We start from the raw sequence: 24,629 nt of genomic DNA, 5'->3' as shown, positions 1-24,629 counted from the left end.
GCACGTGGCACCTTGGGAAGCGGTTTTTGAAGACGCTCGTTATGGCAACATATCGAAGCTTTCAAACTATCTAAGTGGTGGTGGAGATATCGAAGCGCGAAATCATCGCGGGCATTCTCTTTTAATGCTTTCCGCGTACAACGGACATTCCACGGCGACAGAATATCTTTTATCTCAAGGGGCTGACGTAGATACGGTGGACCTTTCGGGCACTTCGGTTTTAATGCGTGCGGCTTTTAAAGGGCATACAGAGGTGGTTCGTGTGCTTTTGCGTTCAGGCGCTGATACGTCGCTAAAAAATCACCGCGACTTGACGGTGATGGACTTTGCTCAGCTTTTTGGGCGCAGAAGTGTCTTGGATCTTTTGCCTGAAGGGACTCGCGAGTGGAAAGACCCTTTTAAGGTCACCATCCGCGGGATGAAACGAAAGTCTTAGCGGATGAAACCGAAATAACCCATCATGGTAAAACCTTGGCTGCTATTGCGTAACCACTGACACAAAAGATGTTCCGTGCGATTGCGTACAAACACGCGGCAAATAAAAAGCTCGCGAGTGCCTTCACGTGGATTAAAGAACGGGACCTGTGCGGTCATTTGGTCAGAAAGCCGAACGTCGCCAATTTGTTGCAAGTTATTTCCCGCCACGCGGAAGTTTGGAAAACGCAAACCCTTCGTACCTGGCCAAAATAAAGAACCCACTAAGCTGTTATCGCTATTGACGATTCCGGTCGGAATGCGAGGATTGCGGGGTGAAAAGCGGGGCCGGAAAAGGGCGGCTTGTCTTGGCGCCGGAGCGTACACGAAAGCTCGCCAGTTACCAGTAAGGGCTTTAGAAGACGCCGGGACTAAGGGAAAAATACGTCCAAAGAAGGTTCCTTGTTGGCAGGCGAATGAATGCGGATTGTTAGTTAAGCATCCTGGAACTTGGGCTAGGGCGGTTCCAGAAACAAATGAAAACCCAAGAAATAATAGACCCCAAAAAAGCTTCATAACCCCTCCGGAACAAATGCTTTAAGAATTGTGGAATGGGAATAACAGAGGCCTGGAAATGAAGTCAAGAAGGCCTTCGGCCACCCCGATCTTTGTTTCAGTTTAGGAAATCTTTATTCAGAAATAGACCAAACCAGGGTATGTTGGGACAATAAATCCATGAACAAACTTCTTTATTTTCTTTTAGCTCTTGGTATCACTTTTTCCACCAACATCTCCCTAGCCGACGATGAAATGGCGGAATACACCAAGGCTGTAGAAAAAACTCAAAAAGACCTGATAAACGCCACCCAACGCCAGCAGATGATTACCACGCCCGAAGCGAAAGAGGCGGCGGCCCAAGTACAGGATGTGACGGGCGGGAATAAGATGGACCAAGAAGCCATCTATAAGCTGGCTTCTCAGGTCTTAGGTGAGGTGAAGGGAAATGATTCGGCGGCTTTGAAAGAAGCCCTGGCCAACGCGCAAAAAGATCCGCAAAAATTTTTACAGACCCTGAGTCCTGAATTACAAAAGCAGATTCGCGAGCTTGCCGGGCGAATTGAAGACCGGCAAAAGAAACCTTAAAGTGCCTGATCTAGGAGATATTCTCAAGGTGAGACATTAAAAAAAACCAATAAGAATTTAAGCTGTCCAAAGGCTGGCTTGAATTAAAAATTAGCTCAATTTGAACGAATTTGTGGCTTAATTAAATACATGATCTCCAAATTATTTCGATTTGTTGTACTAACTTTAGCTGTTGGTTTCCCATTGCATTCTTTGGCGGCTGATTGCCCGCGCGGTCAACTCTGTAACATCTTCGAAAGAATATTAGACAATAAGGGAGGTCCTTTTGCGGGTGTCGCTTCGGGCGGTGGAGGCAACACACTCTCGAATCTCCAATTCCAACAAAAAGCCATCTGTGAAATGCCCGGTGCTAAGTGCACTGATGAGCAGCGCCTGGGATGCAGTCGTATCACGGCGTCCGTCATTTCGGGCTACGTGGAGTGCTGGGCCCCGAATGATAAAAACTTTAAGCTTATGGATCGCAAAACGGGTAATACTATCACGAATCGCTCCTATGATGTCGTGGCCAATCTTGATGACAATAATACCGATCATAAGTTGATCGTGGCTAAAAGCAGTTATTATAACGGCGCTATTTTGATGAATGAAAATGGCGATATTCTTGCTGACGGAGAGTCATTAGACTGTGATTCTTTTCAAGCTGCTGGTGAAGGCAAAGTCGCCTGTGTTCGCGGTAATAAAAAATTTGTTTTAAATGTGGATGATTTAGAAAAAGCACGTAGGGCTTCGATCAATGTGCGTGAAGCTGCCGATAAATTTGCGGTGAACCTGTGCTCGATTTCACTGACGGACATAGCAGCGGAACGTCGTAAAAGTTCTTTCATTCACCGGATATTTATGGGTAAGAAAAAATCCTTTGAAGGGGTTGGTGCGACCCCCATTGAAGTGATTACGAACGATCAGGGAAAAAATGACTTAAGCCCCTCATGTTCGTTAGAACCAGACACGGATAAAAAGTGCACCTCTATCCTTTTAACCGCAAAGGGCCTTGAGTGTTATTCATTCGGAAGCCTACTGTATGTAAAAGAAATGAAGGTTTCAAAGACGGAGCTTGCAAGCGTTGCTAAGAAATACGTATTCAAAGATCGCGAAATCGTTCCGATGACCGATATTTATGACATGGCTAACAACGTGCCCTCCTATTTGAAAATCACGCGTCCTGATTTCCTTTTGGGCTCCACGACGTTTATTACCAGCGCCAGTCGCGGGGGAAGCAGCAATCAAAGTGCTCGTCGCGGTACGAACTAAATCCACTTAAAGTCCAAATTAGATATTTCCGATGTGTTCAGCATGTCGTTATGGCGTGTGCTATCCCTAGTCTGTCTCATTTTGAGCCTGCAATTTGCGCGGGCCGAAGAGCTGTCCATCGAAGAACTTATTCAACGCAATGTTGTCGATGCCTGCGATAAGCTAAATAAACCTAAAACAACCTGCCAGGTTCATAAGGAGCTCAAACCCAAGAAGTCCGCCGTTGTTGAGACCGCCGCGGCAGAGGCCCCCATCGAAGAAACCTTGCAAGCAAAAAACTTAAATCGTTGCGACTCGTCCCGCGCCGATATTCCGGCTCAGACCGAAATGACCAGCTATTCTGAAAAAAAATTCCCCGTCAGTCGCTTAACTGAAAGTGACGTGCAGGATGTTTTTAAATACGTGAACAAACAAAAAAGTCGCTACCTTATCAAGGACGGCTGGGCTGCTACCGGAGTTTGCGCGGCGAGGTCCCACTTAATCGCAGATGATATCGCGAAAGATTGTAAAGTGGAGAGTGGCAAGGTCTTCGTGAGTCCTTCACGGTCGGCGGCGACTCTTTGGATGTTTAAAAACTCATTGTGGGTCGAAGCCAAGGGTCGAAAGTTTCGCTGGGATGAGTTCCATGTAGCGAATGTGGTGTACGTTGAAAAAAATGGCCAGGCAGAACCCTACGTGATTGATCCCATTCTTTTTGATAAAGCGGTGCCATTAAATCAGTGGGAAGCCTTGGTGAAGAGTCAGGATCCTTCGGCCAGTTCGTGGGTTACGAGCAGTAGGGCATTTGGTCAGTCGGATCGACATGAAGATGATCCAAATGGTTTTATGAACACCCAACGAGCCCATGAAGCCATTGAAAAAGCCCAACGTGATGAGCGCCTCATGCGTAAGCCAAGACCCTAGTGAAAAATTGACCTAAATCCCCCCGCAGTATCAAAAACTTCGACAGTCCTTTTTTGCAATTTCCTTCTAAAAAACCAAAGAACTTGCCTCTTTAAGTCGGGCCCTTCATAACTGACCGGATGAAGTTCTTAGCGCATTTTTTTTCCATTCTGCTGATTTCTCAACTGGCCTTAGCGGCTTCTCCCCCGGCAGCGCCCACTCAAGACGATGCTCTAAAAGCCTCTTTACGGGCCCAGATGGAAGAACATCACTCCGATGCCGGGTACGATCGTGCGCGCCTCTTTATGTTCGGTCAGTTTTATCTGACCGCCGCCAATAACGGTACTTACGCGGTGAAAGACGTGTATTGCGATAAAACCAGAGTCTCTCAAGAGTTTAAAAAAGGCCAAACGCCCGGACCAAATCTTGTTCCTGGTGGCAATATCATCAATGTTGAGCACACTTGGCCGCAAAGTAAATTTGCCAGTGAATACGATGATGACATGCAACGCGATGACCTTCATCATCTTTTTCCCGCCGACACTCGTATGAATGCCGCTCGCGCGAATCTTGATTTTGGGGATGTGGTTGAAAGCACGCAAAGACTGAAATGCCCCGTATCTAAAGTGGGACTTAATCCCGAAGGCGATAAAGTTTTCGAAGCGCCTCTAAATCACAAAGGCAATATTGCGCGGGCGATGTTTTATTTTTCCGTGCGCTACAACTTATCGATTGATCCTGTTCAAGAAGAAGTCTTACGCCGCTGGCATCAAGAAGACCCTATTGATGAGGAAGAAATGGCTCGGAACGATGCCATCGAAAAAATTCAAGGCAATCGCAATGTCTTTATTGATCATCCGGACTTCATCAGCCAGATTTCTGATTTCTAGTTAAAAAATCATGCAGCAAGCCGGTTAATTCGACCGGTTTTTCTAACGGGATATAATGCCCGCATTCGGCGATCATGTGATGTTCGGCTCGCGGAATACCTTTAACCAGACTCTGAATTTCTTCCGGGGTCACCACACGATCGTCTTTAGCGCCAACAATTAAAATCGGAAAATCCAAAGCTTCAAGCTCGGCGAAGTGTTCGTGTCGATGAAGGGTGGCGCGCATTTGATTTAAGTACATTTCAGATGTGTTTTCGGCCGACATCGCGACGATGAGGTCCGTGATCTCACGATTTTCCAGATGCTTCGGGTGAATATAGCGAGCCATCTCTTTAGGGGAAATGCCGCGATACTTCGCATTTTTTAAAATAGACTCCATCCGCTGGCGGCCCTTAAGGTCTGTTTCTGAAAGTTTAGAGCCGCTAGAAGCAATAATCGACAGGGACTGCAGGCGTTCTGGATGTTTTGTCGCAAAGACTTGCGCGACATAACCTCCCATGGAAAAACCCACCAAGTGAAACTGAGACCATGAAGCGTTGACGACTTTTTGAATCATCCCTTCAAGATCAAGACAATGACGTAAATCCAAAACTTCGGTGTTCATTTCGCGCGACAGCGCTTTGACTTGGTGATGCCAAACTCGTTCATCGCAAAGAAATCCAGGTAAGAAAACGATACTCATGAACCCAAGTACTCTAACAAAGTGTCATAATATTGGTTTAATAAAAGCGACTCTTCATGAGTTCCGCCCTTGTCGGGATGAAATATGCGCGAAAGAACTTTACGGGCTTCCTTAAGACCTTCTTCGTCCATGTGGGCTTCAAAGCTAAACCCATTAGAATTAAAAAAATCCAAAGCTTCCTGCACATCAGCGGGATAGGAGACCTTGAATTTGGAGGGTTTAGCCTCTTTGGTTTTTAAAGATTTTTTTGCTTGGCGCATCTCTTTATGGCGAATTCTTAAGCGCTCGGCCTGCAATTTTTTAAATTCGTTCTGTTTTTCTTTAAATGCCGAGGTGGTGGGCTTGGCTGGCGCCGGGCCCATTTCAACCACGGATTTAGAATCTAAAAAATCGGGATGTTTTTCTTCCGTCGCCATAAGGACGGCCCAGATGTGTTTACAAAAAACCCCTTTAGCGGCTCGCGAACAGGAGCACGTGGCCGTGAACTTTTCTGCAGCGATGCTCGAACTCACGAAGCTGACTTTTGCATTGCCTCCGCCACGCACAAAACCATTGATGGCGGTGTCCGAGGTGACCGTCAAAACCACATTTTTTTCGGTGACTAACTGATCACCCGAAGTTTGAGTTTCTGGTTTAAAAAACTGCTGCCAGTGTTCGCGAGATTTCATAAGAAATTTATATGGCAGATATCTTGAAATGTCTTTGATTTTTACTCTGCCGAGATCTCGGCAGCCGCCTGCCGGACTCCCGGTATATGCCGAGTTTTCGGCACACTGGTTTCGTCTTAACTTATTGAAATTGCTAGGTATATGCGGTGGCACTGTCGATGCAATACCCTTAACGCAGACGCCACTAAGGAGGCCGCCATGAAAACTCAATATCGCCATTATACACATTCTCCCGCTCGTAAAATCCAACGTCCGCCCGTGATAAATACGATGAGCCATATTTTAAGCCTGGGCGCATTGGACGAGCGTGGTTGTGTAGATCATCTACAAAAAGTGATCGGTCGTTTTTATGAAGAAAGCCATGATCAAACCCCTCCGTACCGAGCCCTGGACTTAAACTCGGGTCGTGGGGTGGCGGCAATGGCTTTGGCGGAAATGGGGTTCCGAGTTGCCGCTTTGGATGTGTTTCGCTCTTCGATTTCCGTGGTGCGAAAGCTGGCCCAAAAAGAAGATCTGAATATTTCATTGCGCGTGGGTGATCCTTTGCATATCCACGAATTGCATGAACAATTCGAGTTGATCCATGATCGCGAGTGCTTTACGCAAATGACAAATACGGAAGAACGAAAACAGTTCCTAAAATCAGTGAAAGAATCTTTGGCGCAAAACGGAAAATTTGTTTTGGTGACAAATGTGCTCACAGCTGAATTTAATCCGCAAGAGACATTTGAGTCCGTGACGTTAGATCAAGATTACATCTTATGGAGACAAACTCCGGAATCCGATGTTGAAGGAGTCGTACAAATGGAGGGAAAATCTTGGACGGCTTCACAAAAATTGGCTCCCGCAGAACGGATCCGTCGCGAACTTTTAGATGCGGGCTTTGAGATCTTATCCGATGAGTTGGAGATCGTGCCCGGTCAATGTCGGGGTGTCATTAAACTTGTTCTAACTAAGGCCGCGTAAGTTAGTTCTTTTTATAAGGAATTGTCTCGAAAGTGATGTCAAAGAACTTTTCGCCTTCAGGGGCCTTAAAGGGGAAGCAGCCTGATTTATGAGCGACAAAGTACACCGTGGTGACTTCGGTCATACTGGGAACCTCACGAACGGTGTTATAGACAGCCTTTGGACCCGCCCAAAGGACTTCCAGGGAAGGAAGGCTTTCGAAACTGCCCAAAAGGTTTCTTGAAAAGTAACGCCACAACTTCCAAGGATCTTGAGGCATACGGCCTTTGGCAAAATCGCCTTCTTTGATATGGACCATTTCCGCGGTATGATAAAGAGCTTTGATGCGCGGTGAAGCTAGGGCCGCATTCACTCGGGCGGTCATGTCTTCAGTTGATTTTTTAGTATCGATCCATTCTTGCGTTGGTAAAACTAAATGAGCATGTCCCATGTCAGGATAAATGATCGCATCCGCATATCGGTTTTCTAATGCTTTGGCAAAATGCGCGCTTAAGCCTTTGATAAAATTCTGAGTCAGGGGCACGCCGCTTTGAGAATAGGGTAAAACATAAGCGCGCTGGTTTTGATCCCAATAGGCACGTCCCTTTAAGCGATGTTCGCCCTGATAAGTCGCCAGCGCATCTTGATCAATGGCTTCTTTAGAATTTAGAAATTTATAATCCCTTTCAAAGGGCTGTTCTGAATTTCCAAACGGCGTGCAATTTACGGGGGCATCAAATGCGCGGGCGGAAAAACTGAAAGCCGAAATGATAAGAGGGATAGTGATGGAAGAGATTAGGAATTTCATGGGCGCAGTTTAAGACAAAGGGGCGGGCGCTTCAATCTGATATGCAAATAAGGGGGGGCGTAGGGGGGCTTTAGAAAAACTTGCTTGAGCGGTGACAAAATAGGCGGAATTAGAAATCCCAAGTCGCGGTCAGCATCGCTCCCTCGTGGGTGAAGGTGGGCATCACCTGCGGAGAGTTTTTACGATCTTCTGCGACCAGGCTGCTGGCACGGCCCCAATAAATGCCTAAGGCCGCAGCGGCCACGACGTCACTGGTCCAATGAATATTTTCACTGACGCGAGTCGCGGCAATAAATCCTGCCACCAGATAGGCCGGCACACCTACTTGCCATCCATAGGCATAAGCCAATGAAGTTGCGGTCGCAAATGAGGAGGAGGCGTGACCAGAAGGCATGGAAAGAGAATCGCGTTTATTTGGGCGCTCGCGATGAATGATAGCCGCGAGAGTGATGTGATTTGCCGCCGTTAAAGCAATCGCGCGGGAATGAGCTAAGCCATTTTCGGTGTCCCAAAAAAGTTGAGCCAACGCAATCGCAATGCCCGGGCCTCCGCTGCCAAGATAGCCCCCCAGGTCCGTCGTGTCGCGATCAAAGATGCGGCGGTTGATATCGTCATTATGACGGCGAACCGTATCGTCATATTGATGGGCCATCGCGGTCGAGGCCGCCCCGGCCGCTAAAATGCTTAAGCCTTTTGTATCATAAGATCTGTTGATGGTCGGTTGGATTTGATCTTCCCAACCCCAGGTAAATAAATCTTTTCCTCCCGTAAGGTCGTCGAAGGCGTAAGAAACAGAGCTCGCTAAAAAAACGGTGAAAGCAAAAAAAAGATTTTTCATTTTAAAACTCTTTTCTGCGGGGTGATTAAAATTCTCGTTACTACTGCGGCACCCACAAAACCCAACAGACTTCCAAAAGCCGCGCCCGCGAAAACATCTCCGGGAAAATGCAAGCCCACATACACGCGAGAATAAGCAATAAGCGCGGCAAGTGTCAGCGAGAAGACGCCCCAAGATCGGCAAAAATAAAAGATGAAGCTGGCCAGGGTAAAAGCATCAAAGGCGTGACTAGAGGGGAAGGAAAAGCTTCCTTCAGACGGACGTCGCAAGATCACCTCGAAGGGCAGGGATGAAAACTCGGGACGGGGACGGGCGACAAATTCTTTTATTAACGAGCTTGAAATCACATCCGCCAACGAAGAAAACAAAACCGCCAAAAATAGAACCGTTAAGCCCTTGAGGCCAAATTGACGAAAGACAATGATTAAGATCACCGGCAATAGAACATAGAACGCCGGCGTTTTAGTAAAATCAGTCAGCTGAATAAAAAAGAAATCTACCCACGGGGCCGTAAGCACATGATTGATCAGATAAAATATTTTTTGGTCTAACTGAATCAGTGTTTCCATAAGGGCCTTCTTATTAAAAAATCAGTGCACCGATAGTAAAGGTAACCGTATACATATTGGCATTTGCTTGGACGGGTCCTTCGTGAGTTACGACCGGAACTTCTCCGTCCATTTTGATTTCACTTTCCCGTTCAAATTGTTGAAGGGAAAGGCTGAGTTCGGCAAACCACGTGGTCCCAGCGGCGGTCTTAGTCATGCTACCGAAAGTGACGCCATAAACAGTGCCATCAAACTGCATGCGATTCACGTCGCCATCTTGATTTCGTCCCGGCAACTCATTGCCGTCTAAAAAAATCACCGTTGGTGATTTTCCCGCGAAAACGCGAACGTAAGGGTTGGCTAGATCCCAAATATCAATACTTGAAAGACGACGTCGCACACCTAAGGTGAATTGCGTGTCCCATAAAAGAAAACCATCAATGCGCGCAAATTTGACGGAAGAACCCCAGTCGGCGGCCCACGTGTCGTTAAAGAAATACACCAAGTCCGTTTTCATATTAAGTCCCACTCCACCTTCGACACGTTCAGTGTCCGAGGTGTAAAGGGAAGAATTCAAACCGCCTCCGGCAAAAAGGTGAAGTCCGGGTTGCCAAGATGCGGGGGAGAAGTCGTCGGCGCGAGCGCTGAAGTGAAATAAGAATAAAATCAGTGTGATGTAGTAAGTTTTCATAAACTAAAACCGCCAGGACATAACAAATCCCGGTGCCTTTGCATCAAAAATAGGAAGCGCAGAAACATCTAAAGGATGTGGGCCTAAAAGATTAAATGGATTCACTACGTAACCTAAGACACGCATCCATGTCGCATCACTGTCTAAGAGATATTGGCTTAAGCGTTCGCTGCCCATCCCCACAATCGTTCCATAAATGGGCGTTTGATAAATATCTTGAAAGCTGGGTTTTTCGGTGACCGTTTCGATGGTGAATTCAAAAGCTAAAGACGAAAGAAAGGTCCACGCGAAACTTTCCATTTCGCTGTAACCTTGATGCCGATAAAATAAGTAATAATAATTCCCCGCAAGGCTGTGTTTAAAAATATTGTAGTCAAAGCTGTCTTTATCGAAGTCGGGTTGGGTCGGGTACTCGATCCAGTTCTTAAATGAACCATGTTTATCGATCGTGTCCTCTTGAGAGAGGACATAAAACGCCCATTGCGCGCTGTACATGATTCCAAAATTTTGTGCATACTCAGTTGCCGGCCGTGAGATGCTGAAGTCATTATTTGCAAAAGATTGAATGGAGGCTAAGATGCTTAAAATGACTAGAACAACTCTCACGTCTAAAAGCACTTTAAAAAATAAGTCTTTGTTTTTACTTAAGAATTTCATGAAAACCGCTCTTTAAGTAAGTAACTAATTACATACTAAATGTAGCATATTTACAAATAAGTAATCAATCAATTACTTAGGTCGCCCCCCAAAGCAGCGTCGAAGCTATCGAAAATATTGAAGGATTATGGAAATAAAAATAGTCTCTGTCGGTGATGAGAACATTGTCTGCCGGTATAATTCCGATACATCGAAAGCAAGGAAAGACCTTATTTCTTATCCTGCGCAGTTATAAATATTGGGATTTTCCCAAAGGAACTGTGGAGGAAGGAGAAGATCCTTTTCAAACAGCCCTTCGTGAACTCAAAGAAGAGTCAGGGATCGAAGATGTGGAATTTCCCGTTGGAAAAATCTTTGTGGAAACAGAGCCCTATGCTAACGGCAAAGTGGCCCGATATTATTTGGGGGAAGTAAATTCACTAAACGTAGTCCTCGGGTTGAGTCCTGAATTATGCCGGCCTGAACATCACGAGTATCGATGGGTGACTGAAAGTGAAGCCTCACGTCTTTTAAATGATCGACTGCTCAAAATTCTCAACTGGGCTGTGCAAAATCTTTAGCGAGTCTAGACCTCAAAGTCCTTTCGTTTTTGCGTACTAATCACGATACTGAATTGAGCCTTTTATTCGGAGTCGTCGGCATGTTTGCACGTTTTTCTCGTCTTTCTTTCACTCAACAACTCACTTTGCCTATCGCGATTGTCTCTCTCTTAGTGCTTTTGATTTTAGGTTATTGGGAATCCAAGAACTCATTTCAGCTGGTTCAAGAAAAAGCCTTAGAACAACTGCGTGAAGTCGGTCAACATTCTTCGCAAGAGATCACTTTGTATTTCGAAAAACCTTTCGTACAAATGGAAACCTTAGGGATTAACTTATTAGCCCAAATGCAGATCGGCGAACAACGTCGCGCACGCACAATTTTAGAGTTGGGTGAAATTTTAAAACAAAATAAAAATTATTTTGGCACCTGGTCTGGATTTGAACCTGACGGATTCGACGGCATGGATGCCAAGTTCGTCAATGCTCCTCAACACGAACACACGGGAAGGTTTTATCCGTGGTGGATTCGTAAAGGGGATGTAATCACTTATAAAACAATTTTAAATCCGGAAACGCCCGATCTTGGCGACTGGTATTTGAAGCCCCAGCAAACCAAAGAAAACATGTTGATTGAGCCCTACAGCGACATCGTGGATGGACAAAAAGTATTTATGACCTCCGCCGTATACACGGTGGTGAAAGATGGAAAGTTTCTAGGCGTCTTAGGTGTTGATATCAGTTTAGACACGGTTCGCAGCGTGGTAGAAAAAATGCGCCCGTTTGAAGACTCTCGCGTCACGTTGGTTTCAGATACAAAAATGGTGGTTTCCTCTCCGGATAAAGAAAAAGAAATGAAGCCTTACCAAGCCGACGAATCAGTTCTTAAAGCGATTGATGAATATAAAACGGCGTATGTAAAACTCCAAGACCATTGGGTTTTAGTGGTGCCAATTCAAATCTTTAATTTAAAACAAAAATGGAGCCTGATCATTGAGACTCCGGTTTCAACGATTTTAGCTCCCGCGTACAAAGCTCTTACTCATCAATTCCTATTTTCCCTCGGCGGGCTGGTTTTGATCTTGTTGACCGTATATCTGGGAGCCCGGGTCAGCTCTAAAAAAATTCAAAACCTGTCTTCGGATCTTACTTCCTCTGCCGGCGGTATTTCTGAAAGCTTAAGACAGCTTCATGCGAATGGTTCGGAACTTGCAAATCTTTCGACCCATGCCGCCGCGTCAGTGGAAGAAACCGCCGCCTCGTTAGAAGAAATCAGCTCGATGGTGAAACAAAATACTAATAATGCGCAAACCGCTGCGGGCCTTTCCTTAGAATCAGCGACGTTAGCAAAATCAGGTGAAGCTGAAATGTTAAAACTGATCAACATCATGAGCGAAATGGAAGCCTCTTCAAAACGCATTGAAGAGATCACCACGATCATTGATGATATCGCCTTTCAGACCAATCTTTTAGCTTTGAATGCTTCTGTCGAGGCCGCTCGCGCCGGTGAACATGGCAAAGGTTTTGCGGTGGTGGCCGAAGCGGTGAGGTCCTTAGCGCAACGATCCGCGATCGCCGCCAAAGATATTGGCTCTTTGGTTTTAACCAGTGTTCAGCAAATCAAACAGGGTCGCGTGACCGCGCAAGAAAATGGCGAGTTCCTTAAAAAAATCTCTGGCAGTGTGGATAAGGTTTCGACTTTAAATACCGAAATCGCCCAAGCCAGTGTGGAACAAGCGACGGGGATCACTTCGATTTCAACTTCGATTGGTGAAATAGACCAGTTGGTACAACGAAATGCCGCGCAAGCCGAAGAAATCGTGGCGACGGCAGCCGAAATTGAATCCAAATCTCACGTGATGGATTCAACCGTTAAAGCCCTTCGCGGAGGCGCTTAAAAGCCTCCGGCAAAGCCAATGTTTGGTTTAAGGATTAAAAACTAAAACCAGATATACTAAGAAAACAACGATATGCACGGCGCCTTCAAGCAAAGTCGTGCGACGATTTGAAAACGTCATCGAACTTAAAATCAAAGTCATTACTAACAATGTCATCTCGGTGGGCTTAAGACCCAGGATCACCGTTTGACCGGTAAAAATTCCGATAGCTAAAACCACCGGAACGGTGAGGCCGACGGTTGATGTGGCCGCTCCCAAGCACAGATTGATGGTGCGCTGTAAGTCATTTCTCGCAACGGCGCGAAGGGCGCTGATACCTTCAGGCGCAAAAACGATGGCCGCGATAACCACCCCGCCCAAAGCGGCGGGAAGCTCTAGCGAGGTGATTCCGTAATCTAAAATTTTAGCTAAGCCTTTTGCTAGCAAAACGATCGGCAGGATATTCGCAAAAAGTAAAATAGTATGGGTGAAAACTTTTTTTCGATCAAGCGGTGGGGGAGGCATCGGAGCCATCGCCACGGCGACGGGAGCTTCTCCATCCCTGACGTGAACATAGTAAGAGCGATGACGTCCTGTTTGTGTGATCAAGAACGCGGCGTACAAGCCTACCGTGAAACAAGAAAACATCCCGGCCTGAAAGTTCGTTAAGGTCCCCGCGTTTGAGGACGTGGTAAAGTTCGGCAAAATCAAGGCAACGATAGTCAGGGGAACCAGAATAGATAAATAAGAAGCCGCCCCTTGAAGGTTGTAAGACTGCTCGCGGTGCTTAAGCCCCCCGATAAGAAGTCCCAAACCCACAACACCGTTCAGTACGATCATCAAAACGGCAAACATCGTATCGCGCCCCAATGTCGGGGCGCCTTGAGCCCCCAGCATCACCGCGGCGACCAGCGCCACTTCGATAATCACGATAGAAAGCGTCAGTACTAAGGTTCCTTTGGGTTCCCCTAAAAGAATGGCAAGCTCTTCAGCCTCGTGCACCACGCCAAATGCAGCCCACATGATAACGGCAAAGAGCCAAACAAAAAGACCGGTCAAAACCAGGGGAGAACTTAAGTCTTGCAGCCAAGTTGAAAGGAAAAAGAAAAAACTTAAAACCGTTAACCAAGACACCGTCACACGAGCGGCCATTCCTTTTGTCACTAAGAGCTCCTAAAAGATATTAATTTTTTTTAATATGCGCGATCACGGGCTCGTCGTCAAAAAAATGCTGTGACGCCTAGAGAGATTTCGTGAAGTAAATAGTAGTTATAGAAGGCGCCGATCATGATATTTTTGGTTGCCGCCACTTGCACACCACCGAATAGGTCTTCTTTGTCTCGGCGCTCTTCAAGCATGTGGGTGGTGAAATTAAAAGCGTACCGATCCGAAGTCTCTTTGCGCCAAGACAAGGTGATGATGCCATCTTTTAAAAGTAAAGACCCCGTCAGCATGGATACTTTTGAATCCCGGGCATCCTTGGGGTAAATCCTAAGCTCTGAATAATCTAAGGCGACACTGTCTAAAAAAATCCCGGCCGAATAGGTTTCTACGTTATAAAGAATTTCTAAGTTCGGATCGGCATCAAAGGCGTCTTTATTCCAAATGAAAGAATCCGCATAAGCTGAATACCCGAAAGTGAAAGGACCTGCGATACCACTAACACCCCCGCCGGGGGAAACCTTATAGGAAATTTTATTGTACTTTCCGATCACGCCTAAATTCAGTTCGAACTTTTTGAGGCCATTTCTTTTATTGCTAAAGATGTTAAATGCGGTCGCCAAAGCGACTTTCTGCGACGGGAGTTTATTGCCTTCAGATTTACGTTCGGCGTACTCTTCGGGTACTTCAAAGCCCGGGGCCCCAAAAAAAGTTTCTTCCGTGTTGGATGGTGAAATCGCGGCACCCACACGACCTAAACCTTTTACCAAGGCAAAATCAAAAAGACCCTTGTAATATAAAGCCTCAATGCCGGTGGTTTTTGTCGTGGGCACGGCCGCTGGGTTGATATTGATCGTACTATTGGTGGTGGGCTGAGCGGGCGCGGATGAATTAGGGCGAGAACCACTTCGACAAATATCATAGGTTTCACAAAGCCAGGTTTTAGCCTGACCGGTGAGGGGCAAAATAAAAATGAATAATGTCAGAATAACTCTCATGAATGTCTTAAGAGTCATTCTCTCTTGAAGGGACAAGTCTTTGGAAGTTTTTAATTTGACTGGACCTAAGCAAGGGGACAGATAGTCCCCCCATCAAAGATTTCTTAGTGTTTTACGATGCGAACTGAAGAGGACACGCTTGAACCCACCGAAGAGTTCCCGTAAAGGTGAATGGTGCCAGAAAATTTAGACACAGAATCGATTTTCGAGTCCACCAGATAAATAGTGCCCGAGCCCGAAGAAATACTTCCGATATTTACGTTTTCGGCTCGCACGCGGATCGAACCACTTTGGATGGATTCCACGTCAACATTATGCAAACTCATCAAGGCAGAGATATGTTCGATCTCTTTAACTTTTGCACGCGCTCCGTTTTCACCGCGTCCCATGATGGTAAGATCCGATGAAAGGTTGCTCAATGTGCCAAGCTCTTGAAGGCTTAAGCACAGATTCGCTGAAAAGCTAGAGATCTGATCAATACTTCTGGCGACGGCGACGACTTGTGAGGACGAAAAACTAGAAATCTTTCCGATAGCTGTGGCATTTAAGAAAAGTTTGTTCACCGAAAAGTTGCTGACCTGAGCAATGGACCGAGCGGTGACCGATACGGTATTGGCGGAGCCATTGCTGACCTTACCCACAGTCTCATAATTGATGGCTTCTTCTAATGAGTGGATCGCATAATTTTTCTCTACTGAATTGGCGGCCGCCACAGAGTCATAAGCAATCGCTGTGCTGCTAGATATAAGACCTTTGCAAGTCGCATCTAAAGGTGCGGCTGGTGGTGTGGAGGAGGTATCATCAGGCATCCCGGCTTTGGGACCGCCGTCTTTGGGACCACCATCATTGTTATCAGAATCATCATTATGGTCGGGTTGATCCACAACGGGGACGTCAACGCCGGCCTCAAAATTATCGTCACCTTGAAGCTTTGCCATGTCTTGAACTTGAAGTCCAACTTTGGAACAGTTTTGGAAAGTGATAATTGTAAGTCCCATGACTAGAAACAACCCGATTTTAGATGCCTTCATTTTTCCCCCATGCCCTACGAATTGACAGAAGCAAAAGGTGTACACAGTTAAAATCAATTAAAGTGCTTGGGATGGCAAAGTTCTGTCGAACTTAAAAAAACAGTCTAAAAGTTTGTCTAGGATTTCTGTGTACTATTGAGAAAGGTCTAGTTCCCGAAGCTTTGATGGCGAAGTTCCCGGTTTGAGATAAAATAAGATCAAATATAAAGGCGGCTTATGAGTAAAGAAATGGGACTCGTGCTTTCTGGTGGCGGGGCGCGCGGCGCATACCAGGTGGGTGTATTAAAAGCTGTCCAAGAAGTGAGCGAAACTTCCGGCGTGCCCTTTCGTTTTGATTATCTCTCGGGAGTGAGTGCCGGAGCGATCAATGCCAGCTCCCTGGCGTGTCATGCTGAGAATTTTAAATTTGCCGTCACAAACCTAAGCCGTCTTTGGACGGAAATCACCTTTGAAAAAGTCTTCTCGACAAACTCTTTAACCATGAGCCGCATTGGCTGGCAGTGGTTAAGTGATCTGTCTATCGGAGGTCTTACTGGAACAACGCCTGGTAAGGCTTTAATGGATACGTCTCCTTTGCGTGAGCTTATTCACGGCAATATGGATTACGAGAAAGTGCGCATGAATATTGAGCAGGGCCATTTAAAAGCCTTAGCCATCACGGCGATTGATTACGTAAAATCAGCGACCACCACTTTCGTGCAAGGGCATCCTGAATTACCAGAGTGGGACAAGGGCCGAAAACGCAGTGAACGGGCGCAGATCGGGACAGAACATATTTTAGCATCCTCCGCGATCCCCCTTTTATTTCCACCGGTTAAAGTCGATGACAGATTTTTTGGGGATGGGGCTGTTCGTAACCATGCTCCCTGCAGTCCCGTGATTTACCTAGGCGCGCAGAAATTATTAGTGATCGGAGTGCGCATGCAAGGCGCCACCGCTTATGAAGAACGTGCCCACAAAAATATCTTAGCTCCGAGTGTCGCCCGTGTCGTGAATACCATCATGAACGGTGTGATGCTGGATGCGGTTGAACAAGATATTGATCGTTTGCGACGTCTTAATGACTATGCCAATGCGATTCCCGCAGATCAGCATCAAAGAATTGCTTTACGCCCCTTGGACTATCTTTTTATTTCTCCGTCCGTGGACATTGGCGAAATGGCCGTGCAAAAGGCGCATAAGCTCCCACGGATGGTGCGCTTCCTTTTAAAAGGTCTTGGGTCCATGCACGATGCGAGCGAACTTATTAGCTATCTTTTATTTGAATCTAGCTTTTGTGCGGACCTGATAGAGATCGGTTATAAAGATGGCCTTTCGCGCAAAGATGAACTGATCACGCTCCTTTCAAAATAATAATCGATAAGTACTTGTTAGATCACACAGGTTAAACCCATTTCGGTGAAAGATGGGGGGCTTTGTCCTAAAATGGCCTATGGAGGCATCTATGCATATTATCTTAGGCGCTACCGGCCATGTCGGATCTGAAGTGACTGAAAACCTTCTTAAGAAAAAAGAAAATGTTCTTTTGATCACGCGCGATTCTCACAAGACCAAAAAATGGGAACGACAAGGGGCGAAGGTCGCGTCCGTGGACGTGTTAGACACGGATGCTCTTAGGCATGTGTTTGATCGGGGCCACAGTCTTTTTTTATTAAACCCACCCGGAGATCCTTCAAAAAACTCGATTGAAGAAGAGCGTGAAACTTTGCATTCCATCCTGATGGCCTTGGAAGACTCAAGTATTGAACGTATCGTAGCTGCCTCGACTTACGGAGCTCAGGCCGGAAATGGCATCGGGGACTTGGGCATTCTGTATGAAATGGAAACAGAACTTAAAAATCTTTTCCGCCCTTATCATATCTTGCGCTCCGCTTACTATATGACAAATTGGGATTCGTCATTGCCATCGGCTTTGGAAGAAGGTGTTGTGTATTCTTTTTTTCCGGCGGAGTTTAAAATCCCCATGGTTTCACCCAAGGATGTCGGTAAACTTGCGGCCGAGCTTTTGTTAGATAAAGAAGGGATGGATCGTCCTCATTACATTGAAGGACCCGAGGAGTATACGCCCGCTGATGTGGCGGTGGCTTTTAGCGAGCACTTGCGCCGTCCGGTGAAAGTAGTCACGATTCCTCAAGATAAGTGGATAGAAGCCATGATGAAACAAGGATTTTCAAAAGAATCCGCAGCCTCCATGGCGGCGATGACGGACGTGGTGTTGAATAATAAATTTGAAAAGCCGCGAGCGCCCGACCGAGGTAGGATTTCTCTCAATGATCACATCGCCGCGCTGATCGAAGAAAAAGGTGTGATGATTCAGGAACTTTCAAATAGCTTTTAAAAACAAAACCCGCCTTTCCGGCGGGTTTTTTAGTTATTTGTTCAGTAAATTTTTAGCCTTCTTGTATGTCCAAATTCCGATCGCAAAACTGACGATAGCCAATACTAAGAAAAGCGCGATCAGAAATTTCGCAATATCCATGCTGAGCCCGGCGACGTTATTCAGCCCAAGAATGCCGGCAACTAAAGAGATTAAGAAAAATACCAACGACCAATAAAGCATGTGGACCTCCTACGTCTTATCTTAATAAAACTTCAAAGGCCCTTCAATCTGTGAAAGAACACAAGCCTTCCTAATCGTAATCAAACGGGATCAGTTTTTTGAAATAGGCGGGCACCGGGGCGGTGAAGCGCAATCTTTTTTTATTAAAAGGATGAGTGATTTCCAACACGGCCGAATGCAGGCACAGATCTTTGTATTTAGAAGGGCCTTTGCCGTATTTTGCATCACCCACGATGGGGTGGCCTTCGCCTGAAAGGTGCACACGGATTTGATTTTTCTTACCGGTCAGCAGATTTATTTTTACGAGGCTGAACTGATCGGTTTCTTTTAAGACTTCATATTCGGTGATCGCGAGCTTTCCTTTTTCTGAGTCTTGGCTTGAATGAACCACGTAATTTTCATCTTCTTCCAAATAGCTCTGAATCGTGCCATTCTTTTTTTTCATTTTACCGTGGACTATCGCGTAATAGTTTTTCGTGGTCGATTTCCAATTGTCTTTAAGGAAATGTTGCACCTCTTCGCTTTTTGCAAAAATCAAAACTCCGGATGTCGCTTGGTCTAAACGATGCACGACGTAGACTGATTTATTAGAACGAGGATTCCCTTTACGCACCCATTGGTTTAGCGCGCTGTGGATCGTGTCATCGGCATTCCATTTAGCCGCGACAGTTAAAGCTCCGGGAGCTTTATTTCCGACGATGATATCAATATCTTCGTGAAGGATATCAAAACCACGAGGTTGGTATTTTTTGGGGATTTTTTTCATCGGCTTACTGGCTTAGCGGTGCGGTTGATCCGTTGGAACGTAAAGTTTCTGCTAACGCTTGCGTGATAGGTTGAACCTGCAGTTGCAAAAAGTCCATGATTTCTTTTTGGACAACGCCGCCTGAATATTGAGGGGCGCGATGCGCGTAAGCCGCCAACTGCAATTGCGCCTCATTTGTTTTTGATTGCTGGTAGCAGATAGTGACATCTAAACGGTCATAGGTGTCGGACAGAGTGGCACTCGACCGGCGTAAATCCGCATACATCGCGTAATTTTTTTTGCAAGAACCTGAAACTTCGCGGATCGTGACTTCCGCATCTAGATCCACGGTCTGACAAATAAAGGCGACGCACTTACGGATTGAAACTTTCACCGTGGGATGTGTTTGGGTGCCTCCGACTTGAAGGGGGGAGGTGATCTTGCTGCCGGAATCAAGCTTTGGTTTGTAGCGCTGAAAAAGAGCCTTTGGATTATCCGCGGTTCGTTCAAAAACCTGCAGAGGATCTTGGCTTTGGATGAGAATATTCTTTTGTGCTAAGAAATCATGTTCCGGGGCGGCAAAGCTTGAAAGAGAGAGAGCAAGTGTACCTAAAAGAACCAACAATCCTGATTTCACGAATCCCTCCGATGTCGTCACTTCCATTGTGGAAATCGGAGGAATTTCGAACAAGACCGGTTTGCGCAAATGGGGACATTGGTGCAGAAACCCTAGACTTTAGAGAGAGGCACTTGATCCTTTTCTCGGTAAACGACTTCGATAACGCCCCGAAATCCATGAGGAGCGCACATCGCCTTGGCAATCACACGGAGGGCATTGATCGTTTTTCCACCGGATCCCAGAATACGGCCCATGCTTTGCGGGGGGGGATCAATCACAAACAAAATGCTTTGTTCGCCAATTTCGACAGACACATTAAACGAGCTTTCTGGATTTTGATCGACGGTGATTTTTTTACAGACAAGACTTATGAGGTTTGCAAATTCGGAAGCTTCGCTTTCGATGCTGCCTTTGGGTTTCCGCAGTTTTTTATAAACATCCATGGATAAAGGATAAGTGGATTTACCTCACAAATGGAAATTTTATTGTGTTATCACTCACCCCGTGTGCAACCGAACTATTGAACTTTTCGGTTGTAGTGGATTGTGATTTGATAACTACCCACGGCTTGGACCAGCGAATTTTTTAAAGTCACCACGTTGCCATTCACTGTATAATCTAGCCCTTTGGTTAAGGTCGCGCCCCCCAAGACGACGCTTTCAACGGAGACAAACTTAGCATCGCTGACCACATATGTCGTCGCCGCGTATTCGCTCACTCGTGATGTCAAAGCGTCAAAGTTTGCGGACCAGTCCGCAGCGCAGATATCAAAAGAGTCGCCACCACTTTGTGTATTTAAATCCATGTAGGCTTGGCTGACGCGGGCACGGCAGCTAGCGCTGTTAGAGAGTGAGGCAAAGCCAAAACTTTTAAATGAAGACGAGCTGCCAAATGCCGAAGCCATGCGCTGTCTAAAGCCTTTGGCCGTAATAAAGTCATCATTTTCCACGACTTGTTTTGATTCAGTGACGTACCCGAGGCCGGAGGCACCGTTATATTGCATGCTAGACTTGCCTGGACTTGAAGAATCGTCATCCGTTACGAAGACAAAAACTTTTAAAGAATCATTGCGGAAGAATGAATTCAAAGCACCGTAAATCATGTTATAGCGCGAATTATTTTTAACCTGATTACAAAAGACATCCGAGGCCTCGGGAGCGATAGGGCAGGTCGATGCCGCCGCCACCAACATGGGGTTGTAGCTGTGCACCATAAAGTTGATCTGTGATCCCAGGCTCGTATAATCGGAAAGTTTAAAGCTGGTATTTAAGTTTGTCGCATCTTCTTTGGTGATCAAGGTAAAGTTGATATCCATTTCTTGGCGTAAAGAACTAAAGAAAGCCGAGATATTGTTTTTGGTCTGAGTCACGTTTTTAGTCATGGAGGCCGAGTTATCAATAACCCACACCATATCCAGAGCTTTATATTTGGAAATGCTTGAAAAGCTTTGGCTGGCTTTTTCAGTGGGAATCTCAGGCTCGGTATTTCCGTTGTTATTGTTGTTCCCGTCATCATTATTGTCGGCGCTGCCATGGGCGCCCACATCAGCGGTAGAGGCTTGAAGGGTGTCTTCTACTTGGATGCCCGCTTTTGAGCAGTTCTGGAATGCCAGCATGAGCATCAAAGACAACGCCACTATAATGGAGTTTCTAAACGTACGTTTCATATCTCCCCCCAAACGCCCGACTGTTTTTGAGACAAGTCGATACTGACTAACAAAGCAAGGGTCGTTCCCGCGGCTTAAAATCAACTGAGACCAGTTGACCCGTACTCGGTGTTGAAGTTTTGGGCTCCATTTTTGTTCCTAAAATCTGTAAGTCGCGTAGTTACTGGGTTTAATGATGAGCTTTGAACAACTGACTAGGTCTTAGACATCGTCATCTCGGTGACACCCAAAGATTGAACTTTGTGGCTGGGTTAGGTATTTTTAGATCCATGTTTGATCATGTTTTAAATAACCTTCTTTGGATTGAAGAACTTTTACCTTTAGAAACCGAATCCGCCCCTAAGCATGGGGGGATGGCCTATTATCTGGATATGAAGATGATCATGATCTTGGTGGAAAAGCCCGGCACGTATGAACACAAAGGGGTTAGCTATCCCTTCGAGATTTGGAATGGTTGCATCTTGCCCGTGGAATACAAAAAACAAAGTGCGTTTTTTTTAAAATTTTCATTTTTGGAAAATCATCCAGCCAATAAAGATTGGCTTTATATACCCGCAGATTCTGAAAACTTCGAAGATGAAGTAAAACAATTCGTGCGCGAAATCACCAAGCACAATCCTTTACTAGGCACCCCCGTTAAAATGGCGCCGGTCACAAAAGAAAAATCAGAAAAAACAGCTAAGAATAAAAAAATGCCCACTGCCGTTAAGGCCGATAAGAAACGCGAAAATAATTTTCTTATGGGGATTTTAAACAAAGATAAAAAGAGCTAAGCTCTCGCAGCCCTTTAGTGGCAACATCGACATTTTACTGTCCTAAAATCTCAATATGAAACGGCCATACCCATCACGGTGCTTCTTACAAGCGCACTCCTTGGCTTAGCTCTTGCTGAAAATATTCTTTAGAGGTCACTCAAATGAAAACTTACTGGGGATTTTTAGTTTTTGCCGTCTTGTTAAGTCAAAATAGTTGGGCCTATGACCCTTGCGACGTGAAATTTGCGTTTAATAGCTTGGCGGAAAGCCAGTGCTATCGCATACCTCAAAAAAATAAAAACGAAGAATTTATTATCTCGGCGGTGAAGCTGACCAAAGAGCTTTCCAAGGTGGAAGAAAAGGACAACGTGATATTAATTCCTGGTGGCCCGGGAACAGATGCGCAAGCCATTGGTTTAAGTCTCAATAAAAAAGGCATCATGGATGCTATGTGGGCGCACATGGATATGAACGTGGTTCTATTCGATCCTCGAGGCACCGGAAAGTCGTTATTAAAACAATCCGCAGAGTTTTATACACCAGCTGATTTTTCAACGGACCTGCAAGTGGATGATTTAAAGAAAGTGGTGGACGCGGTTTCACCAAAAAAACCCGTTTACCTGCTCGCTCACAGTGCGGGTGGTGATTTAGCGGCGAAGTACGCCGCCCTTTTTCCTGATCGCGTAAAAGGTTTGGTTTTGTATTCGGCTTCGATTGATACCCGTGAAATTGGAGAATCTAATTTACGTCTTTTTGCTAAAGATTTTTCTTATTGGGATGAATACCTGAAAACCTGTCCGGCCCCCATTGCAAAAAACTTAAAAGATCAACAAGCAGGCATTGAATTTTTCTTACGCAATGTCTTAAAACTACAAAGAATAAAAAACATCCGTCCGCCACGGCTGCAAAGTCGTTTTTATCTTAAGGACTTCCGTGTCGATATGATCATGGCGATTGAAAATGATCCCGGCTGCTCAAGCCGGGTGGTGGAGGTTTTAGATCTTTGGCAAAAGCGCATTACGGATCTGCCGGTGGACGTAAAGGAACAAGTGGACCAAATGACGGCGATAAAATTTGATCCGAATAATTATTCTATTCCGACACTGACGCGGGGAACTTGGATTAAAACGGCGGTGATTTGCTCCGAAGGCATCACTCACGATGAAATGAATCAGGAATTGTGGTTAGAGGGCGTTAACTTTTCTCAAGACACTTGTTTTGGCGTGAAAGCTTTTTTCGATGTGCCGCCATCGCGGGAATGGTTAGGAAAAATTAAGGGACCCACACTTTTAATTGGTGGTAAGGAAGACCCTTTCCAGGTGCCGTCGGCGGTCCTTCGCAATTCGCGTTCAATACCGAATTCTCAAGTGATTTTGATCGAAGGAGGAGGTCACGAATCCCACCAAAATCACCCTCTGGAATTCTATAAAATCATGGAAAAATTTCTTAAATCCCAATGAAAATTACAAAGATGACACAAGAATGTGTTTTTTAGAGTGAAAGCTAGCACTTAGAGGATTTTTTTGGCACAAAGACTTTCTGTTTCATAGACAGCATTTCTCAAAGTACCCGAAGGAATTCAGATGTTAGATTTTACGGTTCTTAGCACATCCATGGCAAATCCCACATTGCTTTCTGTTTTTTACGCATTCTTGCTTTCTTTTGTTTTAGGTACGGCCATCGCCCTTCTTTACGTTAAAACTTTCCAAGGTCTTTCGTACTCGCGCAATTTTCTTCACTGTATTGTCCTTTGCCCTATTTTAACGGCGACGGCAATGCAGGCGATCGGGGACAACGTCGCTCGCGGTATCGGTATGATCGGGGCCATTTCTATTTTACGTTTCAGAACGAATATCAAAGACCCACGCGATATGTTTTTTATCTTTGCCGCCTTGGCCATTGGTTTAGCCGCTGGTGTCCATGCGTATTCCATTGCGACGATCGGAACTTTTTGTTTTACCGCGGCCGTTTTGGTTTTGGCTAAAACTCCTTTTGCCCACGGCCCGCAATTTGATGCTTTACTTAGATTGCAGGTGGTCCGCGACGGCAACGGCACACGCCAAGTCGAACAAGTCTTGGGTGATGCTTGTAAACACTTTGCCATGATCTCCGTTCGTGAAATCGGCCAAGGGGATCTTTTAGATTACGCATATCAATTGAAGTTCAAGCCCCAAGCATCCCATCAGTCCGTCATGAATTCTTTGCGAGGCATTCCCGATGCTCGCGGGGTTAATTTGATGATGCAAGAATCAATCATCGAGGTTTAG

The 24,629-nt window shown here is 45.7% G+C and carries 29 protein-coding genes; 13 read left to right on the top strand and 16 right to left on the bottom strand.

All coding sequences use genetic code 11. From position 1 onward, the window contains the following. Positions 1 to 4: 4 nt before the first annotated feature. A complete protein-coding gene (locus tag AZI86_RS01335; protein WP_061833291.1) occupies positions 5 to 436 on the top strand; it encodes an ankyrin repeat domain-containing protein in 432 nt (143 codons plus the stop codon). Here the strand turns inward: AZI86_RS01335 and AZI86_RS01330 are convergent. Then, positions 433 to 990, bottom strand: a complete 558-nt coding sequence (locus AZI86_RS01330) for a hypothetical protein (RefSeq protein ID WP_061833290.1) — start codon at positions 988 to 990, stop codon at positions 433 to 435. The two genes, AZI86_RS01335 and AZI86_RS01330, sit on opposite strands and share 4 nt — an antisense overlap. 159 nt (positions 991 to 1,149) lie before the next feature. Here AZI86_RS01330 and AZI86_RS01325 point away from each other — a divergent pair, with 159 nt between their 5' ends. The 4 genes from AZI86_RS01325 to AZI86_RS01310 all read left to right on the top strand — a co-directional run bounded on the left by AZI86_RS01325 (position 1,150) and on the right by AZI86_RS01310 (position 4,577). Next, positions 1,150 to 1,557 (top strand): hypothetical protein, encoded by a 408-nt coding sequence (locus AZI86_RS01325; RefSeq protein ID WP_061833289.1) that lies wholly within the window; start codon positions 1,150 to 1,152, stop codon positions 1,555 to 1,557. A gap of 129 nt (positions 1,558 to 1,686) precedes the next feature. After that, on the top strand, positions 1,687 to 2,805 hold the full coding sequence (locus AZI86_RS01320; RefSeq protein ID WP_061833288.1) for a hypothetical protein: 1,119 nt from the start codon (positions 1,687 to 1,689) through the stop codon (positions 2,803 to 2,805). 81 nt (positions 2,806 to 2,886) lie between these two features. Next, positions 2,887 to 3,708 (top strand): protein-glutamine glutaminase family protein, encoded by an 822-nt coding sequence (locus AZI86_RS01315; RefSeq protein WP_061833287.1) that lies wholly within the window; start codon positions 2,887 to 2,889, stop codon positions 3,706 to 3,708. A gap of 119 nt (positions 3,709 to 3,827) precedes the next feature. Continuing rightward, entirely contained in the window at positions 3,828 to 4,577 is a 750-nt protein-coding gene (locus AZI86_RS01310) for an endonuclease I family protein (RefSeq protein WP_061833286.1), read from the top strand. Here AZI86_RS01310 and AZI86_RS01305 read toward each other — a convergent pair. Both AZI86_RS01305 and AZI86_RS01300 read right to left on the bottom strand, forming a co-directional pair. Beyond that, positions 4,555 to 5,259, bottom strand: a complete 705-nt coding sequence (locus AZI86_RS01305; RefSeq protein WP_061833285.1) for an alpha/beta fold hydrolase — start codon at positions 5,257 to 5,259, stop codon at positions 4,555 to 4,557. The genes AZI86_RS01310 and AZI86_RS01305 overlap by 23 nt on opposite strands. Next, positions 5,256 to 5,927: an SWIM zinc finger family protein gene (locus tag AZI86_RS01300; protein ID WP_061833284.1), complete on the bottom strand. Its 672-nt coding sequence runs from the start codon at positions 5,925 to 5,927 to the stop codon at positions 5,256 to 5,258. The genes AZI86_RS01305 and AZI86_RS01300 overlap by 4 nt, the downstream gene beginning before the upstream one ends. Before the next feature lie 198 nt (positions 5,928 to 6,125). On the opposite strand from AZI86_RS01300, the gene AZI86_RS01295 reads away from it, so the two are divergent. Further along, on the top strand, positions 6,126 to 6,893 hold the full coding sequence (locus AZI86_RS01295) for a class I SAM-dependent methyltransferase (protein ID WP_061833283.1): 768 nt from the start codon (positions 6,126 to 6,128) through the stop codon (positions 6,891 to 6,893). 1 nt (position 6,894) lies between these two features. Here AZI86_RS01295 and AZI86_RS01290 read toward each other — a convergent pair whose 3' ends face one another. From AZI86_RS01290 to AZI86_RS01270, 5 genes are all read right to left on the bottom strand, one after another. Continuing rightward, positions 6,895 to 7,680: a hypothetical protein gene (locus AZI86_RS01290; RefSeq protein ID WP_061833282.1), complete on the bottom strand. Its 786-nt coding sequence runs from the start codon at positions 7,678 to 7,680 to the stop codon at positions 6,895 to 6,897. A gap of 109 nt (positions 7,681 to 7,789) precedes the next feature. Next, positions 7,790 to 8,518 (bottom strand): phosphatase PAP2 family protein, encoded by a 729-nt coding sequence (locus AZI86_RS01285; RefSeq protein WP_061833281.1) that lies wholly within the window; start codon positions 8,516 to 8,518, stop codon positions 7,790 to 7,792. Then, a complete protein-coding gene (locus AZI86_RS01280; protein WP_061833280.1) occupies positions 8,515 to 9,087 on the bottom strand; it encodes a phosphatase PAP2 family protein in 573 nt (190 codons plus the stop codon). Before AZI86_RS01280 ends, AZI86_RS01285 begins: the two co-directional genes overlap by 4 nt. Before the next feature lie 13 nt (positions 9,088 to 9,100). Beyond that, on the bottom strand, positions 9,101 to 9,757 hold the full coding sequence (locus AZI86_RS01275) for a hypothetical protein (RefSeq protein WP_061833279.1): 657 nt from the start codon (positions 9,755 to 9,757) through the stop codon (positions 9,101 to 9,103). Positions 9,758 to 9,760: 3 nt separating this feature from the next. Next, complete coding sequence (locus tag AZI86_RS01270; RefSeq protein WP_061833278.1) at positions 9,761 to 10,414, bottom strand: DUF3943 domain-containing protein; 654 nt, start codon at positions 10,412 to 10,414, stop codon at positions 9,761 to 9,763. Positions 10,415 to 10,569: 155 nt separating this feature from the next. Here AZI86_RS01270 and AZI86_RS01265 point away from each other — a divergent pair, with 155 nt between their 5' ends. Further along, entirely contained in the window at positions 10,570 to 10,974 is a 405-nt protein-coding gene (locus AZI86_RS01265; protein ID WP_061833277.1) for an NUDIX domain-containing protein, read from the top strand. Between the two features lie 80 nt (positions 10,975 to 11,054). Next, positions 11,055 to 12,848, top strand: coding sequence for a methyl-accepting chemotaxis protein (locus AZI86_RS01260; RefSeq protein ID WP_061833276.1), 1,794 nt, complete (start codon positions 11,055 to 11,057; stop codon positions 12,846 to 12,848). Positions 12,849 to 12,875: 27 nt separating this feature from the next. Here AZI86_RS01260 and AZI86_RS01255 read toward each other — a convergent pair whose 3' ends face one another. From AZI86_RS01255 to AZI86_RS01245, 3 genes are all read right to left on the bottom strand, one after another. Further along, positions 12,876 to 13,979, bottom strand: a complete 1,104-nt coding sequence (locus AZI86_RS01255) for a calcium:proton antiporter (RefSeq protein WP_061835009.1) — start codon at positions 13,977 to 13,979, stop codon at positions 12,876 to 12,878. 68 nt (positions 13,980 to 14,047) lie between these two features. Beyond that, positions 14,048 to 14,986, bottom strand: coding sequence for a hypothetical protein (locus AZI86_RS01250; protein WP_061833275.1), 939 nt, complete (start codon positions 14,984 to 14,986; stop codon positions 14,048 to 14,050). Between the two features lie 104 nt (positions 14,987 to 15,090). Then, positions 15,091 to 16,017 (bottom strand): hypothetical protein, encoded by a 927-nt coding sequence (locus AZI86_RS01245; RefSeq protein ID WP_061833274.1) that lies wholly within the window; start codon positions 16,015 to 16,017, stop codon positions 15,091 to 15,093. Between the two features lie 216 nt (positions 16,018 to 16,233). Here AZI86_RS01245 and AZI86_RS01240 point away from each other — a divergent pair, with 216 nt between their 5' ends. Then, positions 16,234 to 17,370, top strand: a complete 1,137-nt coding sequence (locus AZI86_RS01240) for a patatin-like phospholipase family protein (protein ID WP_061833273.1) — start codon at positions 16,234 to 16,236, stop codon at positions 17,368 to 17,370. A 91-nt stretch (positions 17,371 to 17,461) separates the two neighbouring features. Then, positions 17,462 to 18,355, top strand: coding sequence for an NmrA family NAD(P)-binding protein (locus tag AZI86_RS01235; RefSeq protein WP_061833272.1), 894 nt, complete (start codon positions 17,462 to 17,464; stop codon positions 18,353 to 18,355). A gap of 33 nt (positions 18,356 to 18,388) precedes the next feature. Here the strand turns inward: AZI86_RS01235 and AZI86_RS01230 are convergent, their stop codons facing one another. From AZI86_RS01230 to AZI86_RS01210, 5 genes are all read right to left on the bottom strand, one after another. Further along, on the bottom strand, positions 18,389 to 18,577 hold the full coding sequence (locus AZI86_RS01230) for a DUF1328 domain-containing protein (RefSeq protein WP_061833271.1): 189 nt from the start codon (positions 18,575 to 18,577) through the stop codon (positions 18,389 to 18,391). A 70-nt stretch (positions 18,578 to 18,647) separates the two neighbouring features. Next, positions 18,648 to 19,343 carry an RluA family pseudouridine synthase gene (locus tag AZI86_RS01225; RefSeq protein ID WP_061833270.1) on the bottom strand — a complete coding sequence of 232 codons (696 nt, stop codon included), beginning with the start codon at positions 19,341 to 19,343 and terminating at the stop codon, positions 18,648 to 18,650. A gap of 4 nt (positions 19,344 to 19,347) precedes the next feature. Continuing rightward, on the bottom strand, positions 19,348 to 19,959 hold the full coding sequence (locus AZI86_RS01220) for a hypothetical protein (protein ID WP_061833269.1): 612 nt from the start codon (positions 19,957 to 19,959) through the stop codon (positions 19,348 to 19,350). Between the two features lie 92 nt (positions 19,960 to 20,051). Next, positions 20,052 to 20,384 carry a KH domain-containing protein gene (locus tag AZI86_RS01215; RefSeq protein ID WP_061833268.1) on the bottom strand — a complete coding sequence of 111 codons (333 nt, stop codon included), beginning with the start codon at positions 20,382 to 20,384 and terminating at the stop codon, positions 20,052 to 20,054. Between the two features lie 74 nt (positions 20,385 to 20,458). Then, on the bottom strand, positions 20,459 to 21,607 hold the full coding sequence (locus AZI86_RS01210) for a hypothetical protein (protein ID WP_061833267.1): 1,149 nt from the start codon (positions 21,605 to 21,607) through the stop codon (positions 20,459 to 20,461). A 269-nt stretch (positions 21,608 to 21,876) separates the two neighbouring features. Here AZI86_RS01210 and AZI86_RS01205 point away from each other — a divergent pair, with 269 nt between their 5' ends. From AZI86_RS01205 to AZI86_RS01195, 3 genes are all read left to right on the top strand, one after another. Further along, positions 21,877 to 22,380 (top strand): hypothetical protein, encoded by a 504-nt coding sequence (locus AZI86_RS01205; protein WP_061833266.1) that lies wholly within the window; start codon positions 21,877 to 21,879, stop codon positions 22,378 to 22,380. A gap of 143 nt (positions 22,381 to 22,523) precedes the next feature. Then, positions 22,524 to 23,822, top strand: coding sequence for an alpha/beta fold hydrolase (locus AZI86_RS01200; protein ID WP_061833265.1), 1,299 nt, complete (start codon positions 22,524 to 22,526; stop codon positions 23,820 to 23,822). 123 nt (positions 23,823 to 23,945) lie between these two features. Continuing rightward, the gene (locus AZI86_RS01195; RefSeq protein ID WP_061833264.1) at positions 23,946 to 24,629 is read left to right on the top strand and encodes a DUF4956 domain-containing protein; all 684 of its coding nucleotides are present in this window, start codon (positions 23,946 to 23,948) and stop codon (positions 24,627 to 24,629) included.

The sequence above is a fragment of the Bdellovibrio bacteriovorus genome (genome assembly GCF_001592735.1).
Classification (GTDB): domain Bacteria; phylum Bdellovibrionota; class Bdellovibrionia; order Bdellovibrionales; family Bdellovibrionaceae; genus Bdellovibrio; species Bdellovibrio bacteriovorus_D.
The sequence above is the reverse complement of the archived record's forward strand: the minus strand, read 5'-3'. Positions and strand labels throughout refer to the sequence as shown.